General features: G+C 71.9%; 18 protein-coding genes and 1 tRNA gene. 4 read left to right on the top strand and 15 right to left on the bottom strand.

Annotated elements, in window-relative coordinates; genetic code table 11:
* Nucleotides 1-242: 242 nt before the first annotated feature.
* The 4 genes from ACH4SL_RS01535 to ACH4SL_RS01520 form a co-directional block, all read right to left on the bottom strand.
* Nucleotides 243-1,271 carry a L,D-transpeptidase gene (locus tag ACH4SL_RS01535; protein ID WP_398441269.1) on the bottom strand — a complete coding sequence of 343 codons (1,029 nt, stop codon included), beginning with the start codon at nt 1,269-1,271 and terminating at the stop codon, nt 243-245.
* Nucleotides 1,272-1,514: 243 nt separating this feature from the next.
* Entirely contained in the window at nt 1,515-2,630 is a 1,116-nt protein-coding gene (locus tag ACH4SL_RS01530; RefSeq protein WP_398441267.1) for a glycoside hydrolase family 19 protein, read from the bottom strand.
* 153 nt (nt 2,631-2,783) lie between these two features.
* A complete protein-coding gene (locus tag ACH4SL_RS01525) occupies nt 2,784-3,191 on the bottom strand; it encodes a nuclear transport factor 2 family protein (protein WP_398441265.1) in 408 nt (135 codons plus the stop codon).
* Nucleotides 3,192-3,246: 55 nt separating this feature from the next.
* Nucleotides 3,247-4,467: an MFS transporter gene (locus tag ACH4SL_RS01520; RefSeq protein WP_398441264.1), complete on the bottom strand. Its 1,221-nt coding sequence runs from the start codon at nt 4,465-4,467 to the stop codon at nt 3,247-3,249.
* Nucleotides 4,468-4,585: 118 nt separating this feature from the next.
* Between ACH4SL_RS01520 and ACH4SL_RS01515 the strand changes: the two genes are divergently transcribed.
* Nucleotides 4,586-5,155 (top strand): TetR/AcrR family transcriptional regulator, encoded by a 570-nt coding sequence (locus ACH4SL_RS01515; protein WP_398441263.1) that lies wholly within the window; start codon nt 4,586-4,588, stop codon nt 5,153-5,155.
* Here the strand turns inward: ACH4SL_RS01515 and ACH4SL_RS01510 are convergent.
* The 5 genes from ACH4SL_RS01510 to ACH4SL_RS01490 all read right to left on the bottom strand — a co-directional run bounded on the left by ACH4SL_RS01510 (nt 5,127) and on the right by ACH4SL_RS01490 (nt 9,645).
* Nucleotides 5,127-6,413, bottom strand: a complete 1,287-nt coding sequence (locus ACH4SL_RS01510; protein WP_398441262.1) for a hypothetical protein — start codon at nt 6,411-6,413, stop codon at nt 5,127-5,129. The two genes, ACH4SL_RS01515 and ACH4SL_RS01510, sit on opposite strands and share 29 nt — an antisense overlap.
* On the bottom strand, nt 6,410-7,237 hold the full coding sequence (locus tag ACH4SL_RS01505) for a serine protease (protein WP_398441261.1): 828 nt from the start codon (nt 7,235-7,237) through the stop codon (nt 6,410-6,412). The genes ACH4SL_RS01510 and ACH4SL_RS01505 overlap by 4 nt, the downstream gene beginning before the upstream one ends.
* Nucleotides 7,234-7,617, bottom strand: coding sequence for a CU044_2847 family protein (locus ACH4SL_RS01500; RefSeq protein ID WP_398441260.1), 384 nt, complete (start codon nt 7,615-7,617; stop codon nt 7,234-7,236). The genes ACH4SL_RS01505 and ACH4SL_RS01500 overlap by 4 nt, the downstream gene beginning before the upstream one ends.
* A 109-nt stretch (nt 7,618-7,726) precedes the next feature.
* Nucleotides 7,727-9,070 (bottom strand): HEAT repeat domain-containing protein, encoded by a 1,344-nt coding sequence (locus tag ACH4SL_RS01495; protein WP_398441258.1) that lies wholly within the window; start codon nt 9,068-9,070, stop codon nt 7,727-7,729.
* A 41-nt stretch (nt 9,071-9,111) separates the two neighbouring features.
* Nucleotides 9,112-9,645, bottom strand: a complete 534-nt coding sequence (locus ACH4SL_RS01490) for a GNAT family N-acetyltransferase (protein ID WP_398441257.1) — start codon at nt 9,643-9,645, stop codon at nt 9,112-9,114.
* A 217-nt stretch (nt 9,646-9,862) separates the two neighbouring features.
* Here ACH4SL_RS01490 and ACH4SL_RS01485 point away from each other — a divergent pair, with 217 nt between their 5' ends.
* Nucleotides 9,863-11,605 carry a carbohydrate-binding module family 20 domain-containing protein gene (locus tag ACH4SL_RS01485; RefSeq protein WP_398441256.1) on the top strand — a complete coding sequence of 581 codons (1,743 nt, stop codon included), beginning with the start codon at nt 9,863-9,865 and terminating at the stop codon, nt 11,603-11,605.
* Nucleotides 11,606-11,691: 86 nt separating this feature from the next.
* Here ACH4SL_RS01485 and ACH4SL_RS01480 read toward each other — a convergent pair whose 3' ends face one another.
* Both ACH4SL_RS01480 and ACH4SL_RS01475 read right to left on the bottom strand, forming a co-directional pair.
* Nucleotides 11,692-12,597 (bottom strand): LAETG motif-containing sortase-dependent surface protein, encoded by a 906-nt coding sequence (locus ACH4SL_RS01480; RefSeq protein ID WP_398441255.1) that lies wholly within the window; start codon nt 12,595-12,597, stop codon nt 11,692-11,694.
* A gap of 368 nt (nt 12,598-12,965) precedes the next feature.
* Nucleotides 12,966-14,519 carry an MFS transporter gene (locus tag ACH4SL_RS01475; RefSeq protein ID WP_398441252.1) on the bottom strand — a complete coding sequence of 518 codons (1,554 nt, stop codon included), beginning with the start codon at nt 14,517-14,519 and terminating at the stop codon, nt 12,966-12,968.
* A gap of 215 nt (nt 14,520-14,734) precedes the next feature.
* Here ACH4SL_RS01475 and ACH4SL_RS01470 point away from each other — a divergent pair, with 215 nt between their 5' ends.
* Nucleotides 14,735-15,382 carry a TetR/AcrR family transcriptional regulator gene (locus ACH4SL_RS01470; RefSeq protein WP_398441874.1) on the top strand — a complete coding sequence of 216 codons (648 nt, stop codon included), beginning with the start codon at nt 14,735-14,737 and terminating at the stop codon, nt 15,380-15,382.
* 254 nt (nt 15,383-15,636) lie between these two features.
* Nucleotides 15,637-16,260 (top strand): hypothetical protein, encoded by a 624-nt coding sequence (locus tag ACH4SL_RS01465; protein ID WP_398441250.1) that lies wholly within the window; start codon nt 15,637-15,639, stop codon nt 16,258-16,260.
* Between the two features lie 61 nt (nt 16,261-16,321).
* Here the strand turns inward: ACH4SL_RS01465 and ACH4SL_RS01460 are convergent, their stop codons facing one another.
* The 4 genes from ACH4SL_RS01460 to ACH4SL_RS01445 all read right to left on the bottom strand — a co-directional run bounded on the left by ACH4SL_RS01460 (nt 16,322) and on the right by ACH4SL_RS01445 (nt 18,837).
* Entirely contained in the window at nt 16,322-16,981 is a 660-nt protein-coding gene (locus tag ACH4SL_RS01460) for a hypothetical protein (RefSeq protein ID WP_398441248.1), read from the bottom strand.
* Between the two features lie 232 nt (nt 16,982-17,213).
* A tRNA-Lys gene (locus ACH4SL_RS01455) sits at nt 17,214-17,292 on the bottom strand.
* Nucleotides 17,293-17,365: 73 nt separating this feature from the next.
* Entirely contained in the window at nt 17,366-18,136 is a 771-nt protein-coding gene (locus ACH4SL_RS01450) for a transposase (RefSeq protein ID WP_398441873.1), read from the bottom strand.
* Nucleotides 18,137-18,156: 20 nt separating this feature from the next.
* Entirely contained in the window at nt 18,157-18,837 is a 681-nt protein-coding gene (locus tag ACH4SL_RS01445) for a hypothetical protein (protein ID WP_398441247.1), read from the bottom strand.
* Nucleotides 18,838-19,037 lie beyond the last annotated feature (200 nt).

Raw genomic sequence — 19,037 nt, 5'->3', positions numbered from 1 at the left:
CGAGACCCGCCGCCGGGCGCGCGGACGGGCGCACCGGCGGTTCGGGCAGGGAGAAGAAGGCTCGCTGTGCCGCGCCGACTACCGGGGGCAGCACGCGATGACGGGCCGGTCAGGGCCTACGACGTCAGCGCGCGCTCGTTCTGCCGGGCATGTCCTCGCTCCTCGCAGGGTTCGTCGTTCCGCCGCGACCCTAGCGGCGGGTGCGGCGCCGGGGGAACCGAATTCTCCGAGCCGGGGGCCGCTCAGGCGGTGGCGATGGCGATACGGGGGTGGGCCGAGGGCTTGGCCCAGCTCATGATGCGGTCCATGGTCGCGCGCGGGACGGACACGCAACCGGCCGTCGCACCGGCGCCGTTGACGTGCAGGAAGATGCCCGCGCCGCGGCCGGGGACCGCGGGCCACCGGTTGTAGTTGACGACGAGCGCCTCGGCGTACTGCGTCGGGTGGTCGATCAGGTGCTCGCTGCCGCGCTCGCCCGCCTCCGTGAGCGGGAAATCCGCGCCCTTGGCGCTGTGCAGGGAGTTGTAGGACGCGGACTGCGGGTCCTCGACCCACCAGTCGTCGGCGCCGACCCGGTGGTACGGCATCGCGGTGCTGCTCGCGGCGACGCCGAAGCCCTCGGTGAGGGTGTACGTCCCCGAGGGGGTGGTGGACGAATTCTGCTTGCGGGTGGCCCCGTTGACGACTCCGGCCGAGCCGACCCGGCCCGCCGTGGTGCTGAACTCCGCCTTCCAGCCCGCCGGTCCCTTCGACCAGGCGGTCACGGTGGCGTACGAGCCGCTCGCCTCGACGGTGATGACCTGGGTGGCGTTGCCGACCGTGACGGGGACGGGGAAGTGCGGCGCCGTATCGCCGCCCGATCCGCCGCTCTTGGTCCCGGAGGAGCTTCCGGACTGCTTGCCGGCCGAGGGGGCGGACGCGGGGGCGGAGGGCGCCTTCGTGTGCGCGCCGGGCGAGGCGGAGGCCGTACGGGACGGGGTCGCGGTCGCGGAGGCGGACGCGGTGGCCGAGGCGGAGGGCGTGGCCGACGCGGAGGCGGAGGTGGAGGCCGAGGGGGACGCGGCCACGGACGTCGACGCCACCGCCTCCGGCGCGTCCCGGTCCGCGGCGGCCTGCGCGCTGGGCTCGCCCGTACCCGCCGCGTCGCTGCCCGCGGCCCCGCAGCCGACGGCCAGCAGCAGCGCGCCCGCGGCGCCTGCGGCGGCGAGCACTGCGCGGGAGCGCGGCAGCGGGCGGGGGGCGGAACGGGCGGCGGAGGCGGGAGCGGCCACGGTGATCCTTACGGCGGCGGGCGGCAGACGACCGTACGGGCGTACGGACGGAGCGGATCGACGGCCGGGGGGAGGACGTGCCGAAAAACACGTTGCCGCGTACACATATTAAGGCCGGACCGCCGGTTTCTGGACATGCCCGGCAGGTCGCGTCTTCGGCGGAGAAGGGCCGGGAAAGAGGGGCGCCCCGCCGCTGCCGCGGCGGCGGCAGGGACGGGGCGCCCGAAAAGCGGGAGGAGCGGTTCAGCAGGAGAGGTTGTTGCCCGCGGGCACGCCCAGCAGGGCGGTGAAGGACTGGTAGGCGTTGACCCGGCTCTGCACCTGCGCCGGGTTGCCGCCGTTGCACTCGATGCTGCCGTTGATGCTGCGGATGGTCTCACCGAAGCCGGCACCGTTGACCATGGCGTTGTGCGGGGTCATCGTGCCGGGCCCGGACTGCGTGTTCCAGTACCAGAGCCCGGTCTTCCAGGCGACGGCCGAGTCGTTCTGCACGAGGTTCGGGTTGTCGAGCAGGTCGATGCCCAACGCGTCGCCCGCGGCCTTGTAGTTGAAGTTCCAGCTGAGCTGGATCGGGCCGCGGCCGTAGTACGCCGACTGCCCGGCGGGGCAGCCGTACGGCTGGCTGGTGTCGCAGTAGTGCGGGTAGTTGGCGGTGTTCTGCTCCACGATGTAGACGAGGCCGCCCGTCTCGTGGCTGACGTTGGCGAGGAAGGCCGCGGCCTCCTGCTTCTTCACCGTGTCGCTGCCGGTGGTGGCGAAGCCGGGGTAGGCGCTGAGCGCCGCGGTCAGACCGCTGTAGGTGTAGAACGAATTCCGGTTCGGGAACATCTGGTTGAACTGCGCCTCACTGACGACGAATCCGCCGGCGGGCGGGTTCGTACCGCCGGTGCTGCCGCCCGTGGTGCCCCCGTTGGAACCGGTGCAGGTGTACGGGCTCCAGTACCAGGTGCTGATCGTCGGGTCGTAGCCCGGGTTGTCGTGGGTCGCGATGTAGTAGAGGCCGTTGGTGTACTGCACGATGTTGCCCGTGACGTACGCGTGGCCCGCGGCCCACGCCGGGTAGCTGCACCCGGTGCCGCTCCCGCCGGTCGTGCCGCCGGTGCCGCCGCTGCCGCCCGTACACGAGCCCTGGTCGGCCCAGACGTCGGCGGCGCCGGGCGTCTCGCCCTGCGTCCACCACTTGGCCTGCCAGTTGTGGCTGCTGTACGAGGCGGTCATGCCGCCGGTGTAGACCGAGGACGAACTCCAGGCGGTCGCGCAGGAGGCGGCCGAGGCGGTGGACGCCATGGGCACCAGGACGACGAGCCCGACGACGGCCGCGAGTGCGGCAAGGAACGCGATGAGACGTTGTCTCGACACGTGACCACTCCTTAGGGGGGTTCGGTGGGGTCGAGACGGACCTTCCCGCATTGGTCTGGACCTGTCAAGGTCTGGACCAATCATGGGACAACACCGCTGCTGCCAGCGGCGATTGGGCCGGTGGCAGCCGCGGTGTCCGCGATCTCGTGCCGGTCAGACGGCGGGGCGCCCGCTCGCGGTCGTGGCCGGCAGCTCCTGGTGGACGTCCCAGTGCTCGGCGATCAGCCCGTCCTCGACCCGGAAGATGTCGACGACGGCCTGCGCGTCCGCTCCCGGGGCGGGCGTGAACAGGCTGTGCACGACGACCAGTTCGCCTTCCGCGACGGTGCGCCGTACGTCGAAGCGCAGCTCCGGCAGCTGGCCGTGCAGGGTGTCGACCAGTCCGGTGAGGGCGGCGAGGCCGTCGGGGAGCGCGGGGTTGTGCTGCGCGAGACCGGCGGCGACGTAGCGGGCGGCGGCGTCCGTACGGCCCTCGTTCCAGACGGTCTCCATGAAGTCCCGGACCAGGGCGGTGTTCTGCTCGGCGGCGGTCTGCGCTGCGGTCGTGGCCGTGGTGGTCATGGTGTAACTCCTCGGATCATGCGGGTTCATGTGCGGTGGTCGGGCGGTCGGTTGGTCAGTGGCTGTGCGCGGGGGCGGCGGGCGCCGTGGCCGCGGGGGCCGTTGCCGGCCCGGCGTTCCGTACGGCGTGGTGCCGTCCCGAGGCGCGGTGCGCGGCGGCCGCGAGGGCCAGCGGGACGAGCCCGGCGGCCGGCAGCCACGAGGCGCCGAGGGCGGGGAGCAGGGCGCTGCCGAGCAGGCTGCCCACGCTCATCCCGAGGTAGAGGGACGAGGCGTTGAGTGCGAGCCCCAGTGCGCGCTGCTCGGGCACGAGGGCCACCAGGCGGGCCTGCTGCGGGGCCTGGAAGAGCTGGCTGAAGACGGCCCAGACGACGATGGCGGCGACGGCCGCCGCGAGGTCGGCGGGGGCGAGCTGGAGGGCGGCGAAGGCGACGCCGAAGCCGGTCAGCGACACGGTGATGGTGGCGGGGCCGCCGAGCCGTTCGAAGACCCGGCCGGCGAGCGCGTTGCCCACGACACCGGCGATGCCGAAGACCAGCAGCAGCGCGGCGACCTGCCCGGTGCCGGAGCCGAAGCGGTCGGCGAGGTAGGCGCCCATGACGCCGTAGACGGTGAACTGCGCGGCCATGAAGGCGAAGGTGGTGGTGACCGCGGGCACGACCCCGGCGGTGCGCAGCACCGGCGGGAAGGCGGCGAGGGTCGCCGGGGTGCCGCGCTCCAGGGCGGGCACGAAGGCGGCGACGAGACCGAGCGCGAGCAGCGTCAGCCCCGCGATGCCCGCGGTGGTCCAGCGCCACCCGACGCTCTGCCCCAGGCTGGTGCTGAGCGGTACGCCGAGTACGGCCGCGGCCGTCATCCCGGCGAAGACTGTGGCCAGCGCGCGGGCCCGGCGCTCGGCGGGCACCAGCAGCGAACCGGCGACCGAGGCGGCCGGCCCGAAGGCGGCCCCGCCGAGCGCGGTGAGCACCCGGGCGGCGGACAGCGCCCCGTAGTTCGGGGCCAGCGCGGCGGCGACCCCGCCGGCCGCCATCACCGCGAGCCCGGACAGCAGCACGCTCCTGCGCCCGAGGCGCCCCAGCAGCACGGGGGCGAGCGGCGCGGTGAGGGCGAAGGTCAGCGCGAAGACCGTCACGAGCAGGCCCACCTGGGACTGGCTGACGTGCAGGTCGGCGCCGATCGGGGCGCCGAGGCCGACGACGGCCAGCGACGACGTGCCGAAGGAGAAGTAACCGAGGGCCAGGGCCCACAGGGCCGGTCCGGGGCGACGAGAGATCATCGGACCCTCACTTTCAATACGGTGCGGTGCGGTTCGTAATGAGATTCAAATACGGTCCGGTCCGTATGTCAAGTGGGGTACGGTGGACCCACGAGGAGGACAGCGTGAGGAGGACCCCATGAGCGGACGGCCCAGAGACCCCGGCGTCGACGACGCGATCCTGCGCGCGACCATGGCGCTGGTCGAGGAGAAGGGCTACCGGGCGGCCAGCATCGAGGGCATCGCCGCCCGCGCGGGCGTCTCGAAGCAGACCGTCTACCGCCGCTACCGCAGCAAGGGCGAGGTGATCCTCGACGCCCTCGCCGCCTACGCGGCGGGCAACCTACCCGCCCCCGACACGGGCTCCCCGCGCGGCGACCTCGCCGCTCTGCTCACCGCGACGTTCGCCGCCCAGCAGGGCATCAGCGGCGTCCTCAACCGCGCGCTGGTCGCCGAGTCGATCGGCGACGAGGCCTTCGCCCGTACGGTGTGGGAGCGCCTCATCCTCCCCCGCCGCGAGCTGGTCCGCACGCTGCTCGCCCGCGCCCACGAGCCCCGCGAACTCGGCGCCGCCGAGGCGGACTTCCTCGTCGACCTGGTCTACGGCCCCATGTGGTACCGACTGCTCTTCGACCCCGCGTCCCTGACCGCCGGTTACGCGGAACGCCTCGCGGAGACGGTCACGGGGCTGGCCGCCGGGGGGAGTTGAGGGAGGCGTCCTCGGGGGCGACGTCCTCGCCGGTGGCGGCCCGGCCTTCGTCACCCCGGCGCGTCGAGGCCAGCTCGCCGAGTTCGTGCCCGGCGTCGAGGGCGAGCGCGTAAGCCGTAGCGGGCAGGTCGTCCAGGAGGGAGCGGGCGAGGAGCAGTTGGCGGCGGATGTTGGTGAACCGCCGTCGCATGGGGCGGCTGTCCTCGCCACGCCGGACGCAGGCGGCCTGCTCTTCGGCCAGCAGGAGATCGGTTCCATCGATCAACGACTCGGCCGCGTCTCTGAGCTGTGCCCCGCTCCGGCCCCGCCCGGCGGCGTGCCGTCCCGCCTGCCCCGGTCGCTCCTGCCGCTCTTCCGGCCATTGCCCCTCCGCCCGTCGCAGCGCCGCCACCACCAGCGATTCGGCTCCCGCGAGTCGTCGGACGTCACCGGACGTACGCGCCAGCTCGTACTCCGCCGACGCGAGGCTCCGCAGGACCGCCAGTGAGCGGGGGTGGCGGCCGCCCAGCGTCGCCGCCATCCGCTGGGCCGCGACGGCGAGGACGTCCACCGCGCGTTCCATGCGCACCCACTCGCCCGCCGCCTCAGCCGAGGCGAACTCGGCGGAGGCCAGGGCGGCCAGGGCCGACAGGGACGCGGGGTGGTCGTCACCGACCCGGGCCACCAGACGCTGTACGTACCAGGCCAATTCGTCGACCAGCCGGTCCGCCTCCGCGTGCTCGCCTTCCCGGCGGGCGGCCTCGGCGGAGACCGCGATGCCCAGGATCGAGACGGCCAGCGCCTCTGCGCCTTTGGCGTTGCCCGCGAACCGGCGTGCCGAGAAGGCGAATTCGGCTGCTCTCGCGGTGTCGCCCGCGCGCAGCGTCAAGGCGGCGAGGTTGGCCAGCACGGCGCCCCGGTCCGTGGCGCCCTCCAGCGAGGCGGCGCTCGCCCAGGTCGCGGCCTCGTACCGGCCGTGCGCGGCAAGTGCGGCGGCGAGCCGGCCGAGCGCGGGGGCGAGTGTGTCGAACAGGCCGGGCCGCGCGCGCAGGCTTGCGGCCACATGGTCCAGCAGGGCGCCGGACAGGTCGGCCATCCCGAGCCCGTCGAGCAGTGCGACCAGCTCCGTGAGTTGCGGGCCGAGCGACCGCGCAAGAGGCAACTCCTGCTCAGCGCAGAGCACTTCGGCCGCCCGCCGGGCCCGGTCGGAGCGGATCCGGTCCGGGTCCCGCACCGCGTCCCGGGCAGCGGTGAGCGCCCTCTCCCAGTCGTCGGTCATACCGGGCCGCCCGCGTCCCGGCCCTGCGTCTCGAAGACGCGCTTCAGCGCGAGATAGCGCAGCTCGGAGACATCGGCCGGGTCCAGGACGTCCTGCTCGGCCATCTGCTGGAAGAGGTCAAGCAGGGTGTCGACGCGACGGGCCGGACTCGGCGGCGGCAGGACGTCCGCCGGCCCGACGGCCGGGCGCAGGGCGGCCACCAGGTGCCCGACGTCGAAGTGGTCGAAGCGCCGCATCACTTCGCGGATGGTCGCGGCGAACAGCACGTTGGCGCTGCGGCCCGGGTCGGCACGGTCCGGCGCCTGCTCCAGCAGGATGCCGACGACCGCCGGGGCCTGCCCCTCCTCCGCGCTCTCGACGGGCCCGCCCGAGTAGCCGGAGTAGTCGCCGAGGTGCTGGTCGGCGGTCAGTTGCAGGGCCTCGATCCGGCCGCCGCCCTCGCAGTCGTACGGGACGGCCCCGCCGGCGACCCAGCCGGTCAGCTCCACGTCGTTCGGGGCGGGCCGGTAGGGCCCGCGCCAGCGTTCGCCGCCCCGCGCGACCCCGGCGACGGGTACGGGCTGCGCGACGCCGTACCCCGCGGAGATCTCGACCAGCGCGAGGTCCGCCTCCTTGTCCTGGCGGCACACCCGCCCCGGCACGCGCGTGCCGTCCGCCAGGGTCAGGGTCAACTCGGCCTCGCCGTCCGCCGTCCCGCGCAGGCAGTGCAGCGCGGTGACGGCGAACCGCCGGGTCAGCAGGAAGCCCGCGCCGAGCCGCCGCTGCCCCTGGGACAGCTCGACCCAGTAGTCCGCACCTGCGCCCGCGGCCGGATCGGCGGTCACGACCGGTCCGGCTCCGGCGTCGGCGCGGGCCTGGGTTCCGGCGTCGGCGCAGGCTCCGGCGTCGGCTCGGGCGATCGGCCCGAGGAGCGTTCGACGGTGAGGGTCACCTCGAAAGACGCCTCCGCGGAGGCCTTGGAGAGGATGACCCCGGCCTCGGCTGCGAGCGTCAGGCCGAAGGTGACCTCCATGGACGTCACCTGCCAGCCGTCCCGCTCCGGCACCTGCGCCAGCGACTGCTGCGCGATCGCCGAGGCCTGCACGATGGCCTCCTCCACCTCCGCGGCCCGGTCCCCGAGCACCGCGGACGTCCGCGTCCGCGCCGCGATCTGCCGCCCCCCGGCGGCGTCCAGCGCCACCGTCTCGACCCTGACCTCGCCCATGCGCCTGCCCCGTCCCCTCTCCGCACCCGGTCAACTCGCCCGACCGGCAGCCGAGTCGGCGTCCTATGGTCCCAGCCCGCGGCCTCCCCCGGGAGCCGTACCGCGGACTTCAGCCCTGCTGCCCGGCGTCGGGGTCACGCCCCTCGACGACGGCGCGGGCGGCCCGGAAGCGCTCGACGGGCATGCGCCGGATCGCGTCGTACGCGCGGTGGCATTCCGGACTGCTGTCCTCGTCACGGCCGAGGAAGGACCGCACCAGCGGGATGTCGGCGCGCGGGTCGTCACGGAGGCCGAGGCCGCGCGCACCCTCGACGGCGACGTCCGGATCGGAGTCGGCCATCAGCCGGGCCAGCGACGCGCGGATGGCCGGTGTATCGGCCTGGACGTCCGACAGGGAGCGCGCGGCGACCTCCCGCACTTCCCTGTCCATGTCCTGCGTGAGGGCGGTGAGTGCGCCCAGCGCCTCCGTGTCGTCGGGCTCGGCCAACCCGTGCAGGGCCCCGGCGACGCGGAGCCGGACGTCCCGGTCCGGGTGGCCGGCGTGCCGCACGAGATCCGGCAGAGCACGTACGGCGTAGTGGAGCCCGACCCCGTTCACGATCTCGGCGAGCACCCTCGGGTCCTCCTCCACCCCCACCCGGCGGCACAGCACCTCGGTGGCCGCCGCGTCCAGTCGCTCGGCAGTCTCGCCCTCCTTGTCGGGAAGGACCGGCATGCCGTACAGCAGCAGGACCTCCGCGGCGAACCTGCGCCGCGCGGGGTCGGGCGACGCCTCCAGCTCCCCCGCGGCCAGCGCGAGCGTCTCGTCGTCCATGCGGTTGGTGAGGGTGATGGCCACGAGGAAGTGGCAGGCGTGGTCGGGCCCCAACGCGAGCGCGCGGTCCGCCAGTTCGGCGTAGGGGACGCGGATGCCCTGCTTCTCCTCCAGCTCGGAGAGGATCGCCGCGTGCCCGGTCTGCACGCTCGCCGTTCCGAGCGGCGTCGTGACGCGGACGGTCTCGAAGTGGCCGACGCCCTCGTCCGGCGCGGCCTCGCGGGTGATCTCGGCGCTCTCGCCGTCCGCCGCGCCCAACCGCCGCAGCAGCTCGGCGGCCGGGTCGACGCCGAGCCAGGCGCGGGCGAGGTCGCCCGCGTCCCGGCCGAGGTCGTCGCGGAGCGAGAGGTCCGGCGATCCGGCGCACAGCGCCCACCAGGCCCCGAGCGCCCCGCCGTCGGCCGCCACCATCACCGGTGTGCGGCCGCCGGGGCACCGCAGGTCGAGGCGCGCGCCGCTGCTGACGAGCAGGTGGCACATCTCGGTGTCGGCCTGGGCGGCGGCGAGCCCGAGCACCGTCCACCCGTCCCCGTCCCCGTCCCGTGCGTTGGGCTCCGCTCCCGCGATCAGCAGCTTCTGGGCGGCGTCCACGTCCCGGGCCCTCACGGCGGCGACGAGCGCCGCTACGTCGTTCGGCATGACCGCATTGTGCGGCCCGCGCGGGCGTGTCCGTGAGCCGTTTACCGCGAAGTGAGGTCCAGGCACCAGTCGTTGCTGCGCATCGTCGTGCCGCTGCCCCGCGGGTATTCGAAGTCGCAGGGGCCGAGGAGGTGGAAGCCGAGGCGGCGGCACAGGGCGTTGGAGGGGGCGTTGTCGACGGAGGGGAAGGCGTGCAGGTGGCGCGGGGTGCCGGGGGTGCGGGCGGCGGCGCGCAGGAGGGCGACGAGGGCGGCGCCGGCCGCGGCGGCGATACCGCGGCCCTGGTAGGGCGGCAGGACATTCCAGCCGGTCTCGTAGATCTCCTCGCCCCGCCATTCGCGCCGGAAGTAGGCGATGCTGCCGACCATCTCCTCCTCGGCAGTGCCGGGGAGCGCGAGCAGCACCGCGTACATGCAGCCGCTGCCGGTCGCCGGCATGTCCAGGTAGCGGCGGTGCCGGGCGAGGAGGGCGTCCTCCGGCTCCGGGCCGCCGACATGGCGGCGCATCTGCGGGGTGTTGATGCTGCAGAGGAGAGCGAGCGCGGGCTCCGACCACGGGGCGAGGCGGACGTCCATGCGCCGCAGTCTGGCAGACGCCCGCACGCAGCCGCGCCTGCAAGTTCTTTCTGCAACTCACAGAAAGTTTTCCCGTCCGGGTCATTGACGTGTCCACCGCCGCGGCAGGAAGCTCCTGCCGGAACCCGGCGGGAACGGGTTCCCGTCTCGTACGGCGGCCTGGCGCGTGGCCGCCTTCACAGGGCACCACTGTGCCCATTCGCTGAAGGAGCCGCCCATGAGATCCAGGGTCCTCAACGGCGCCCTCGCCGCGGTGATCGCCGCGGCGGGGCTGGTCGCCGCCGCCTCGCAGCAACAGGCGAGCGCGACGCCGCCGGGCAGCAAGGACGTCACCGCCACGCTGTTCCAATGGAATTGGAACTCCGTCGCCAAGGCCTGCACCGACCAGCTCGGCCCGGCCGGTTACGGCTACGTCGAGGTCTCGCCCGCCACCGAGAACATCCAGGGCGGGCAGTGGTGGACGGCGTACCAGCCGGTCAGCTACAAGCTGCAGAACCGCCTCGGCAGCGAGGCCGAGTTCCAGAACATGGTCAGCACCTGCCACAGCGCGGGCGTGAAGGTCGTCGCGGACGCGGTGATCAACCACATGTCGTCCGGCTCCGGCACCGGCACGGCCGGCACCAACTACAGCAAGTACAACTACCCCGGCTACTACCAGAACCAGGACTTCCACACCTGCCGGACGGACATCTCCAACTACGCCGACCGCTCCAACGTCCAGAACTGCGAACTCGTCGGCCTCGCCGACCTCGACACCGGCAGCGACTACGTCCGCTCCACCATCGCCGCGTACCTGAACCACCTCATCTCCCTCGGGGTGGACGGCTTCCGGGTCGACGCCGCCAAGCACATCGCCGCGAGCGACCTGGCCGCGATCAAGTCCAAGCTGAGCAACCCGGGCATCTACTGGGCGCAGGAAGTCATCTACGGCTCCGGCGAGGCCGTCCAGCCGACCGAGTACACCGGCACCGGCGATGTCGACGAATTCCAGGGCGCGTTCGACCTCAAGCGGATCTTCGGCAGCGAGAAGCTGTCCTACCTCAGCCAGTGGGGCGCGTCGTGGGGCGCGGGCTACCTCTCCAGCGACAAGGCCCGCACCTTCGTCGACAACTGGGACACCGAGCGCAACGGCTCCACCCTCAACTACAAGAGCAACGCCACGTACACGCTCGCCAACGTCTTCATGCTGGCGTGGCCGTACGGCTCACCGAACGTCTACTCCGGCTACGAGTTCTCCGACAACGACGCCGGCCCGCCCAACAACGGCCAGGTCAACTCCTGCTACAGCGACGGCTGGAAGTGCCAGCACGCCTGGCCGCAGATCGCGAACATGGTCGGCTTCCGCAACGCGGTCTCCGGCACGGCCGTCACCAACTGGTGGGACAACGGCAACAACGCGATCGCCTTCGGCCGCGGCAGCAAGGGCTTCGTCGCGATCAACCACGAGTCCGGGTCCCTGACCCAGACCTTCACCACGTCGCTGCCCGCGGGCACGTACTGCGACGTCCAGCACAGCGGCGCCCCGTACACCGTCGGCTCCGACGGGAAGTTCACGGCGACGATCGGGGCCAACGACGCGGTCGCCCTCTACGCCGGATCGTGCTCGGCCACCGGGAGTACGGGCAGCGTCAGCGGCGGGTCCTCCACGACCGGGGGCACGAACCCCGCGGCCGGGGCGTCCTTCGCGGTGAACGCCACCACCGTGTGGGGGCAGAACATCTACGTCGTCGGGGACATCCCGGCGCTCGGCGGCTGGAACACCGCGAGCGCGCTGCCGATGTCCTCCGCCGCCTATCCCGTCTGGAAGCTCGACGTGAGCCTGCCGGCGGGAACGTCCTTCCAGTACAAGTACATCCGCAAGGACGGCAGCGGCAACGTGACCTGGGAGTCCGGCGGCAACCGTACGGCGACCGCGCCCGCGTCCGGGAACGTCTCGCTCAACGACACCTGGCGCAACTGACGTTCGGCTCGTCCATGGGCACGGCCGCCCGGTCCGGGTTTTCCGGGTCGGGCGGCCGTGTGTGGTGCGGGGTGGTGCTGTGTGGTTTAGCTGTGGTTGCCGGTGCGGTGGCGGCGGGTGAAGTAGACGGCTGCGCCGCCGGCGACGAGGAGTGCTGCGGCTCCTGCGATGAGGGCGGTGTTCTGGTTGCTGTTGCTGCCGGTCTCGGCGAGGTTGCCGGTTCCGGTGGCGGGGCTGGTGGCCGGGGGCACGGAGGGGGTGCCGGTGGGGGCGGCGGTGTCACTCACGCTGGGCGCGGGGGTGCCGGTGCTCTGCGTGGGCGAGGGGCTGTCGGTCGTGGGTGTCGCGGAGGGGCTCTCGGTCGTCGGTGTCGGGGACGGGCTGTCCTCGGACGGGGTCGGCGAGGGGCTGTCCTGCGAAGGGGTCGGCGAGGGGGAGGTCTGGCACTCGTGGCCGCCGTTCCACGCGGTGATCAGGTTGGTGGGGGTGGGGGAGTCGTTGTAGTGCGGGAGGGGGCCGTGGCCGGGGCCGGTGCCGCCGTCGTACTGGGTGCCGTTGCCGTAGAGGTCGACCTGTCCGAAGCAGTCCGGGGCGTGCGCGCTGACGTCGAGCGTCGCGGACTTGTGCTTGCGGTCGAGGGTGACGCTGTCCCAGCCGAGGAAGTCCTGGTGGCCGGAGTTCTCCCACGCGGGGCCTTCGGTGCTGTAGGAGGCCAGCGACACGGTGTAGGAGCAGTTCGTGTCCGGCGTCGAGGTCAGCTTCACGGTGATCTTCGACGGCGGGGTGTCCCCGTTGATCCGCCCCTCGGTCGTCCAGCGTCCGCCGTCGACCTTGTAGGTGATGCCGAGCGGCCCGCAGTCGCTGTGACCACCACCGTTGTTGCCGCCGTTGCCGCCGCGGTCGTGCGCGGAGGCGGTGCCGATCCCGCCGACGGTCAGGGCGATCGTCGCTCCGGCGACAGCGGCAACGGCTCGTCTGGATATCGCGTGCACTGTGAGGATGCTCCCTGAATGCTGGTCGGGCAGCCAGGTGCAGGCAGACAGGGGCCCCTACTCGACGCACGAGGGCGAGAGACGTACCCGATGGCCTGCGAGGCGTCTCGCCGCCGAAAGTCTTGTGATCTGTGGCCAGTTGGCCCAGGCGGCCGATTATGCCCCGCAAACCCGCTTTCTGTACAGTCGCGAACACGGGCTGTTCGCCCAGCCCAGCCCGCCTGCGAGGAAATCAAACGTCAGCGGAGTGCATTAGCGACGGCATTGTTACCGAGCCGATTTGTCGACAGGCTTTCGGGGGCCGGCGAATTGGGGAAAGTCCCGTGAATAGCGGGTCGCCGGCGCACCCGAGCGGCACGAGGGGCCCGTCAGACGCGCTCCTCGGCCTCCTTGGCGGCCTCCGCCTCGTGCTTGCCGGACTCCGCCTCGGCCTCCTCGGCCTCCTCGGCCTCCTCGTCGTCCTCGCCCCCGTGCTCCTCGGTGGAGTGGGAGTTGGTGAGGGTCAGCGCACCGAGGCCCGCGATCAGTCCGACGGCGACGGCGATCACGGCGTAGGTGATCCGCTCGCCGTGGAAGAAGGACGCCACGAGGCCGCTGCTCCACGTACCGGACGGGAGCTGGTTGGTGACCAGCGCGGCGATCAGGGTACCGACGACCGCGGTGCCGACGCTGGAGCCGACCTCCTGGGCGGTGTCGTTCAGAGCCGCGCCGATGGAGGTGCGGTTGCTCGGCATCGCGTCGACGAGCGCGACCGCGCAGATCGTCATCACGGTGCGCAGCCCCACGGTCATCAGCACCATGCAGACGGCGATGGCCACGTACCCGTGGCTGACCCCCCACGCGAGGCCCGCCAGCGAGCCGGCCAGGCAGGCCGCGCCGACCAGGCAGGCGATGCGGTGGCCGAACCGGCGCGCGAGCCACTCGGACAGCGGGGTCGCGACGATCATCGTCACGATGATCGGCAGGTTGGCCAGGCCGGCCCGCACCGGGCTCCACCCGTACGCGTACTGGAAGTGCAGGATCAGCCCGAACATCACACTGGCCATCGCGATGGACGTGCCGGTCTGCGCGATGGCGGCGCCGCGGACGGTGCCGTTGGAGAAGACGCGCAGGTCGAGCATGGGTGCCGGGCTGCGCCGCTCGTGCCGTACGAAGGCGTACGCGGCGACGACGGCGCCCGCGATCGACGCCAGGGTCAGCGCGGAGAGCCAGCCGTGGTCGACGCCGCTGGTCAGCGAGTAGCAGGCGAGGCCGATGGCGGTGACGCTCAGGGCGGCGCCCGGCAGGTCGAGCTTGTCCTCGGTCAGGTCCTCGCGCCGGTCGGCCGGGACCCCGAGCCGTACGCCGATGCACGCGAGCAGCGCGATCGGGGCGTTCACGACGAGCAGCCACTCCCACCGCACGTGGGCCAGCGCGGTGCCGCCGAGCAGCGGCCCGAGGACGAAGCCGGACATGCCGACGACGATCATCACCGTCATCGCGCGCATCCGCAGCGCCTTGTCGTCGAACAGCCGGAAGACCAGCGAGTTCGTGATCGGGGCCATCGCCGCGGCGGCGACGCCGAGCGCGGCCCGCAGGGCGATCAGCTCCCCCGCCGTACTGACGAAGACGACGCACAGGCTCAGCGAGCCGAAGACGGCGAGGCCGAGCAGCAGCACCCGGCGGCGGCCGAATCTGTCGGCCATCGAACCGGCGGTGAGCAGCAGGCCACCGAAGGTGAGCGAATACGCGCCGGTGACCCACTGGAGCGCGGTCGTGCCGCTGCCGAGGTCGCGGCCGATGGTGGGCAGCGCGATCGACAGCAGCGTGTTGTCGACCATCTCGACGAAGAAGGCGAGGCACAGGGCTGCCAGCGGGATCCACGCCGCGCGCAAGGAAGGGTAGGTACGGGACGAGGTGGGTTTCAGCGTTGCGGTAGTCATGGCAGTCCTCCAATCGAACACCGTTCGGCTATCGAACAACGTACGATACGCTACGATAGAACAACGTTCGATAGCGCGCAAGACCGGTTGGGATGTGAGCCATGGCACGCCTGCAGGATCGTCCGGACGACGGCCGCCGCCGCCGTCCCGTCGAAGGTCGCCGTCCTGTCGACGGCCGCCGTCCCGCCGGGGGGCGCCGGCGGGCGTCGCACTCGATGGAGTCCGTGCTCACCGAGGCGGTGGCCCTGCTCGACGAGGCCGGGGCGCACGCCCTGACCTTCCGCGCCCTCGCCCAGCGCCTCGGCGGCGGCGTCGCCAGCATCTACTGGTACGTCGCGAACAAGGAGGAGCTGCTCGACCGCGCCACCGACCACGTGATCGGGCAGGTGCTGGCCGACATCCAGAAGCTCCCGCCGAGCGACGACCCGATCGACGACCTCCGCGCGATGGCCGTGACCCTCTTCGACGCGATCGTGAACCGCCCCTGGCTCGGCGCGTACTTCATGCGCAACACCGACGTCCAGGGCAATTCGCTGCGCCTCTACGAGGAGCTGGGCCGCCAGACCCTCCGCCTCGACCTCACCGCGCGCCAGCGCTTCCACGCGGTGTCCGCGGTCGTCGGCGTCGTCGTCGGCACCGCCGTCGACATGGGCCAGGAACCCCCCGAGGAAGTCCTCGACGGCGCCACCACCCGCGAGGAGTACCTCTCCCGCTACGCCCAGACCTGGCGCGAGCTCGACCCCGCGGACTTCCCCTTCGTCCACGAGATCGCCGACGAGTTCGACGGCCACGACGACACCGACCAGTTCCGCTCCGCCCTGGACCTGACCCTGGCAGGCCTCCGCCTCCAGGCGGGCGCCTGACCGGACGGGGCCGCTCCCGCGCGGCGGGTCGCCTCACCTGCCCGTATGGTCGCCCAGCCGATCCCGCCGCGCGCGCCCGCCGGACTCGGTAGCGTCGGCCCCGGTCCGGAACCCCCGCGTACGCAAGGAGCACCACAGAAGGCGCTGGCGGTCCTTTCCGACGGCGCCGAACGCGATTTCCGCATCGTCGAAGGCCTCGGCTGACGAGACAGGGGCGATGGGGCCGCGGGCGACATGGACGCGAAGGAGCACGGATGAGCGTGATGGGGGTCTGGGTGGTCGGCGTCGTGGCGGACGCCGCCGTCGAGGAGGCGCGTCGCCTGTTCCCCGACGCGGCACGCGCCCACGGAGCGTGGCCGGAGGCGTCCGCCGACGCGGACCGGTGGCGCGAGTGGCGGTCGACCGACAGCGCACCCGAACACCCCTCGCACACCGGTGACATCGCGCGCTTCGCCGACGCGGTCGAAGGCGTCCGGAACGCCGCGGCCGAGGCCGACGAGCTGCAGGACCACCTCCTCCACGCGGTCCCGCAGCAGGAGGGCGAAGGCACGTTCTGCGCCACCGTCCCCCGGGGCGACAGCGCGGCGGCACTCCTGTGGGGGCTCGGCCCCCACGCGATCCCCCAGCTCCCGGGCTGCTGCGGCCAGTTCCTCTTCGACGCCGCAGCGGTACGCGCCGCCCTCCCCGCAGCCGAGCAGGCGCTCGCCCTCCCCCGGCCCCGCCGACCCCAGGTGACCGCCCGCATCCGGCTGTTCCTGGACGAGATGGCCGACGCCCCGAACTGCGACGTCGACGAACTGATCGACGGCCCCCTCCGCGTACTGCGCCATGCGGCCCGCACGGGAGTTGGCGCGGCGGGACTCACCCTCTGGTACTGACAGCGGTGGCAATCGCTTGCCTCCGGACCGCGCCTGGCCCGATTGTCCGATGTGACGGGGGCTACAGCAGGGCGGCACCGGCCGGCAGTTCGTTCCGCGGAGGGCCGACCAGTACGGCCCCCGGGTAGTCGGAGACATCGGCATGACGGTAGGCCTCGGTCAGCGCCGCGGGTTGCAGATTCAACGCCTCCGACACAGCCCAGTGGAGGCCCTGGGCGTACATACACGCACCCTCGTCGTCCAGGCCTTCGCACCTGAGCAGCGCGCCGAGCTGGCCATGGTCCACGTGCCCGGTCCCAAAGGCTGAGAACACCTCGGGGTCAGCACCACAGGGACCGGTGGGCAGGGACTCGTCGTCGGAGGCGTAGAGCACGCCGCCCAACTCGACCTTCATCTCACCGTCCTCGTCCTCGAAAGACGTTCCCAGGTAGGCCATTTCCGACTGGTATTCATGAACGCAGTCGCCGCCTCTGTAGACGTACAAGCTCAGTAGGTCGGAGTCGTACAGAGTGTGGACGAGCACGCTGAATCCGCACGTACCGCTGAGGTAGCGCGCCAAGTCGTCCACCTCCGCAACGTTGTGCGCGCCCTCACACGGCAGTATCGCGGTGCGCTCCACACCGACAGGAGCAACGATCGCCGTCACTTCGGCCCGGGCCAGAGCCGCACGCACCGGCTCGACTCCGGCCACGACGAGTACGCCCTCGTAGCTGGTTCCCATGAATGCTCCCCAAGTCGCTCCACCCCGCTGCGACGCACCATAGGCCGTCCCTGTGACAACGGCCCGGCCGCAGCAACCCGTCCTGACGAGCACCGAAGCTGAGGTCGCGGACCGCTCCACCAACCGCGCACCCGCCCACGCCCGCCCCCACACACCGCTGTGCCCCAGCCGTCCGAAGACAACCGGGGCACCGGACCCGCAGGCCAGCGGCCTCCGGGGAGGCCCGACCTCGTAGACCGCGTGGGACTCGAACCCACAACCAATGGATTAAAAGTCCTGGCCAGAGCGTGCCGGGCCGTGGCGAGCGGTAGGCGGAGGCCAGCTAAAGGGTGTTGCAGAAGGGTGTGGTCGGGCAGGTCGGGGCCTGGTTGCGGGTCGGCGTGATCATGCAATCAGGGCGAGGTTGTGCATGGTGGCGACGGCGTGGTGGAGGCCGGGGCCTTTCTGGCGGCAGTCGCGGAGGATCTTGTAGGTCTTCATGCGTGCGAAGAAGTGCTCGACGCGGGCGCGGACCTTGCGGTGGGAGGCGTTGTGCTCCGCTTTCCAGATCGGTAGTTCGGCCTGGTCGCGTTCCCAGTGGTGAGGGATGACCAGCCCGGTGCCGCGGTAGCCGCCGTCAGCGATCACGTTTGTCGTCCCGACGGCGGCCTTTGCGCCGGACAGTTCCCATCCCTTGCAGTCGTTGCGGGTACCGGGCAGGGACCGGCCGACGGCGACGACGCGCCGAGTGACGGCGTCGATGACGACCTGGTGGCTGGTGGAGTACCGGTAGTTCTTCGATCGCTCGGCGATGCTGTGGTCGCGGGTGGGAACCAGGGTGCCGTCCACGATCAGCACAGCATCCTTGCGGAACCGCCGGCGCTGGCGCAGAGCGAGGGAAGGCCCGATATGGCCGATGATGCGGTCGGCCGCAGACTTCGAGATCCCGAACAGCAGCGCGAGCTGTCGCAGTGTCATGTTGGTCCGCCAGTAAGCGATGACCAGCAGCATGCGATCCTCAAGCGGCAGAACCAACGGCCGTCCCCTGCGTCCCGGGACCGCGTCTTCCTTGCGCAGAGCGGTGATGAGCGCGCCGAACTGCTGCGGGCTCAGCCCGGTGAACGGGCTTGTCCAGCGGGGCTTCGATGCCGTGATCACGGCGAGATCATCTCCCAGCCCAGAGGAGCCGTGTTGAACTACGGGATCTCGGGGTACTGAGGGCTCTTCCGCTTGAGCCTGGCCAGGTCACTGAGATCGACGCCCGTGGCCTTGGCATACTGCCTTGACCAGTCGGCGACGGCCTGCCGGAACAAGTAGTCGGGGCGACGAGCCACCGGTTCCTCGCCGCGGTTCCGCAGCTTGGCGACAGCCTCCCGCTCCAGATCCTGATCACCGCACTGACGAGCCAAAAGGATGGCCTTCGCAAGTCGTCCCGGCTCGTTGTTGGCCGGCGCGCACGACCAGACCTCGTCCCGATGAACATGGGTATCCGCCAGGAGCAACAGCCCCAGGTCGTGGGAGTTGCGGACGAACTGCAGGGAGGGCGGCCCGTAGCGAGTAACGCTGGCAGTGACCTCGAAGGAAAGCGGGGCGCTGCCCGCCGGCCAGGGATAGCAGGCAGCGGGAGGGACGTCGATCGGACCTGCGTCGCCGGACGGCGAGGGGTGGTCGATCCGAATGCCCACTCTTCCAAAGCCGTCCATCCGGTCACCGAGACCGGTGTAGTCCGTGTGCACCATCCAGCCGAAGAGCAACCGGTCGTAGCGGTCCTTCCAGATTGAAAGCGTGGTGCGCAGGCTTCCCCGGACGAACTTGAGCTCGCCACCATCGATGCTGGTAGGAGCTATCCCGAGCAGCTCAACAAACTGCTCGGCCATCCTTCGTACAGCCCACGATCGCGTCACGAAAGCATGGTAGATGCCGCCCACGACGCGCCGACCGACCAGAGCGCCAGCGCTCCTGCCAGATCACTCGCCGCGCGAAGATCGATTACGGGACAGCCCATAGCCAGGCGTGAATGCACTCCCCCATCGGTCAACCCCCAATGAGCCCCACAGACGTCGGGCGACGTAGGGCT

The sequence above is a fragment of the Streptomyces sp. NPDC021020 genome, assembly GCF_044333285.1.
Classification (GTDB): Bacteria; Actinomycetota; Actinomycetes; order Streptomycetales; family Streptomycetaceae; genus Actinacidiphila.
Note: the sequence above shows the minus strand (reverse complement) of the source record. Positions and strands in the feature narration are given on the sequence as shown.

Coding starts and splice junctions, on each gene's coding strand:
- ACH4SL_RS01515 (WP_398441263.1), top strand. CDS start 4,586: ATGAGCGGACGGCCCAGAGACCCCGGCGTCGACGACGCGATCCTGCGC.
- ACH4SL_RS01500 (WP_398441260.1), bottom strand. CDS start 7,617: ATGGGCGAGGTCAGGGTCGAGACGGTGGCGCTGGACGCCGCCGGGGGG.
- ACH4SL_RS01445 (WP_398441247.1), bottom strand. CDS start 18,837: ATGGCCGAGCAGTTTGTTGAGCTGCTCGGGATAGCTCCTACCAGCATC.
- ACH4SL_RS01475 (WP_398441252.1), bottom strand. CDS start 14,519: ATGACTACCGCAACGCTGAAACCCACCTCGTCCCGTACCTACCCTTCC.
- ACH4SL_RS01470 (WP_398441874.1), top strand. CDS start 14,735: ATGGAGTCCGTGCTCACCGAGGCGGTGGCCCTGCTCGACGAGGCCGGG.
- ACH4SL_RS01525 (WP_398441265.1), bottom strand. CDS start 3,191: ATGACCACCACGGCCACGACCGCAGCGCAGACCGCCGCCGAGCAGAAC.
- ACH4SL_RS01465 (WP_398441250.1), top strand. CDS start 15,637: ATGAGCGTGATGGGGGTCTGGGTGGTCGGCGTCGTGGCGGACGCCGCC.
- ACH4SL_RS01490 (WP_398441257.1), bottom strand. CDS start 9,645: ATGGACGTCCGCCTCGCCCCGTGGTCGGAGCCCGCGCTCGCTCTCCTC.
- ACH4SL_RS01510 (WP_398441262.1), bottom strand. CDS start 6,413: ATGACCGACGACTGGGAGAGGGCGCTCACCGCTGCCCGGGACGCGGTG.
- ACH4SL_RS01495 (WP_398441258.1), bottom strand. CDS start 9,070: ATGCCGAACGACGTAGCGGCGCTCGTCGCCGCCGTGAGGGCCCGGGAC.
- ACH4SL_RS01460 (WP_398441248.1), bottom strand. CDS start 16,981: ATGGGAACCAGCTACGAGGGCGTACTCGTCGTGGCCGGAGTCGAGCCG.
- ACH4SL_RS01485 (WP_398441256.1), top strand. CDS start 9,863: ATGAGATCCAGGGTCCTCAACGGCGCCCTCGCCGCGGTGATCGCCGCG.
- ACH4SL_RS01520 (WP_398441264.1), bottom strand. CDS start 4,467: ATGATCTCTCGTCGCCCCGGACCGGCCCTGTGGGCCCTGGCCCTCGGT.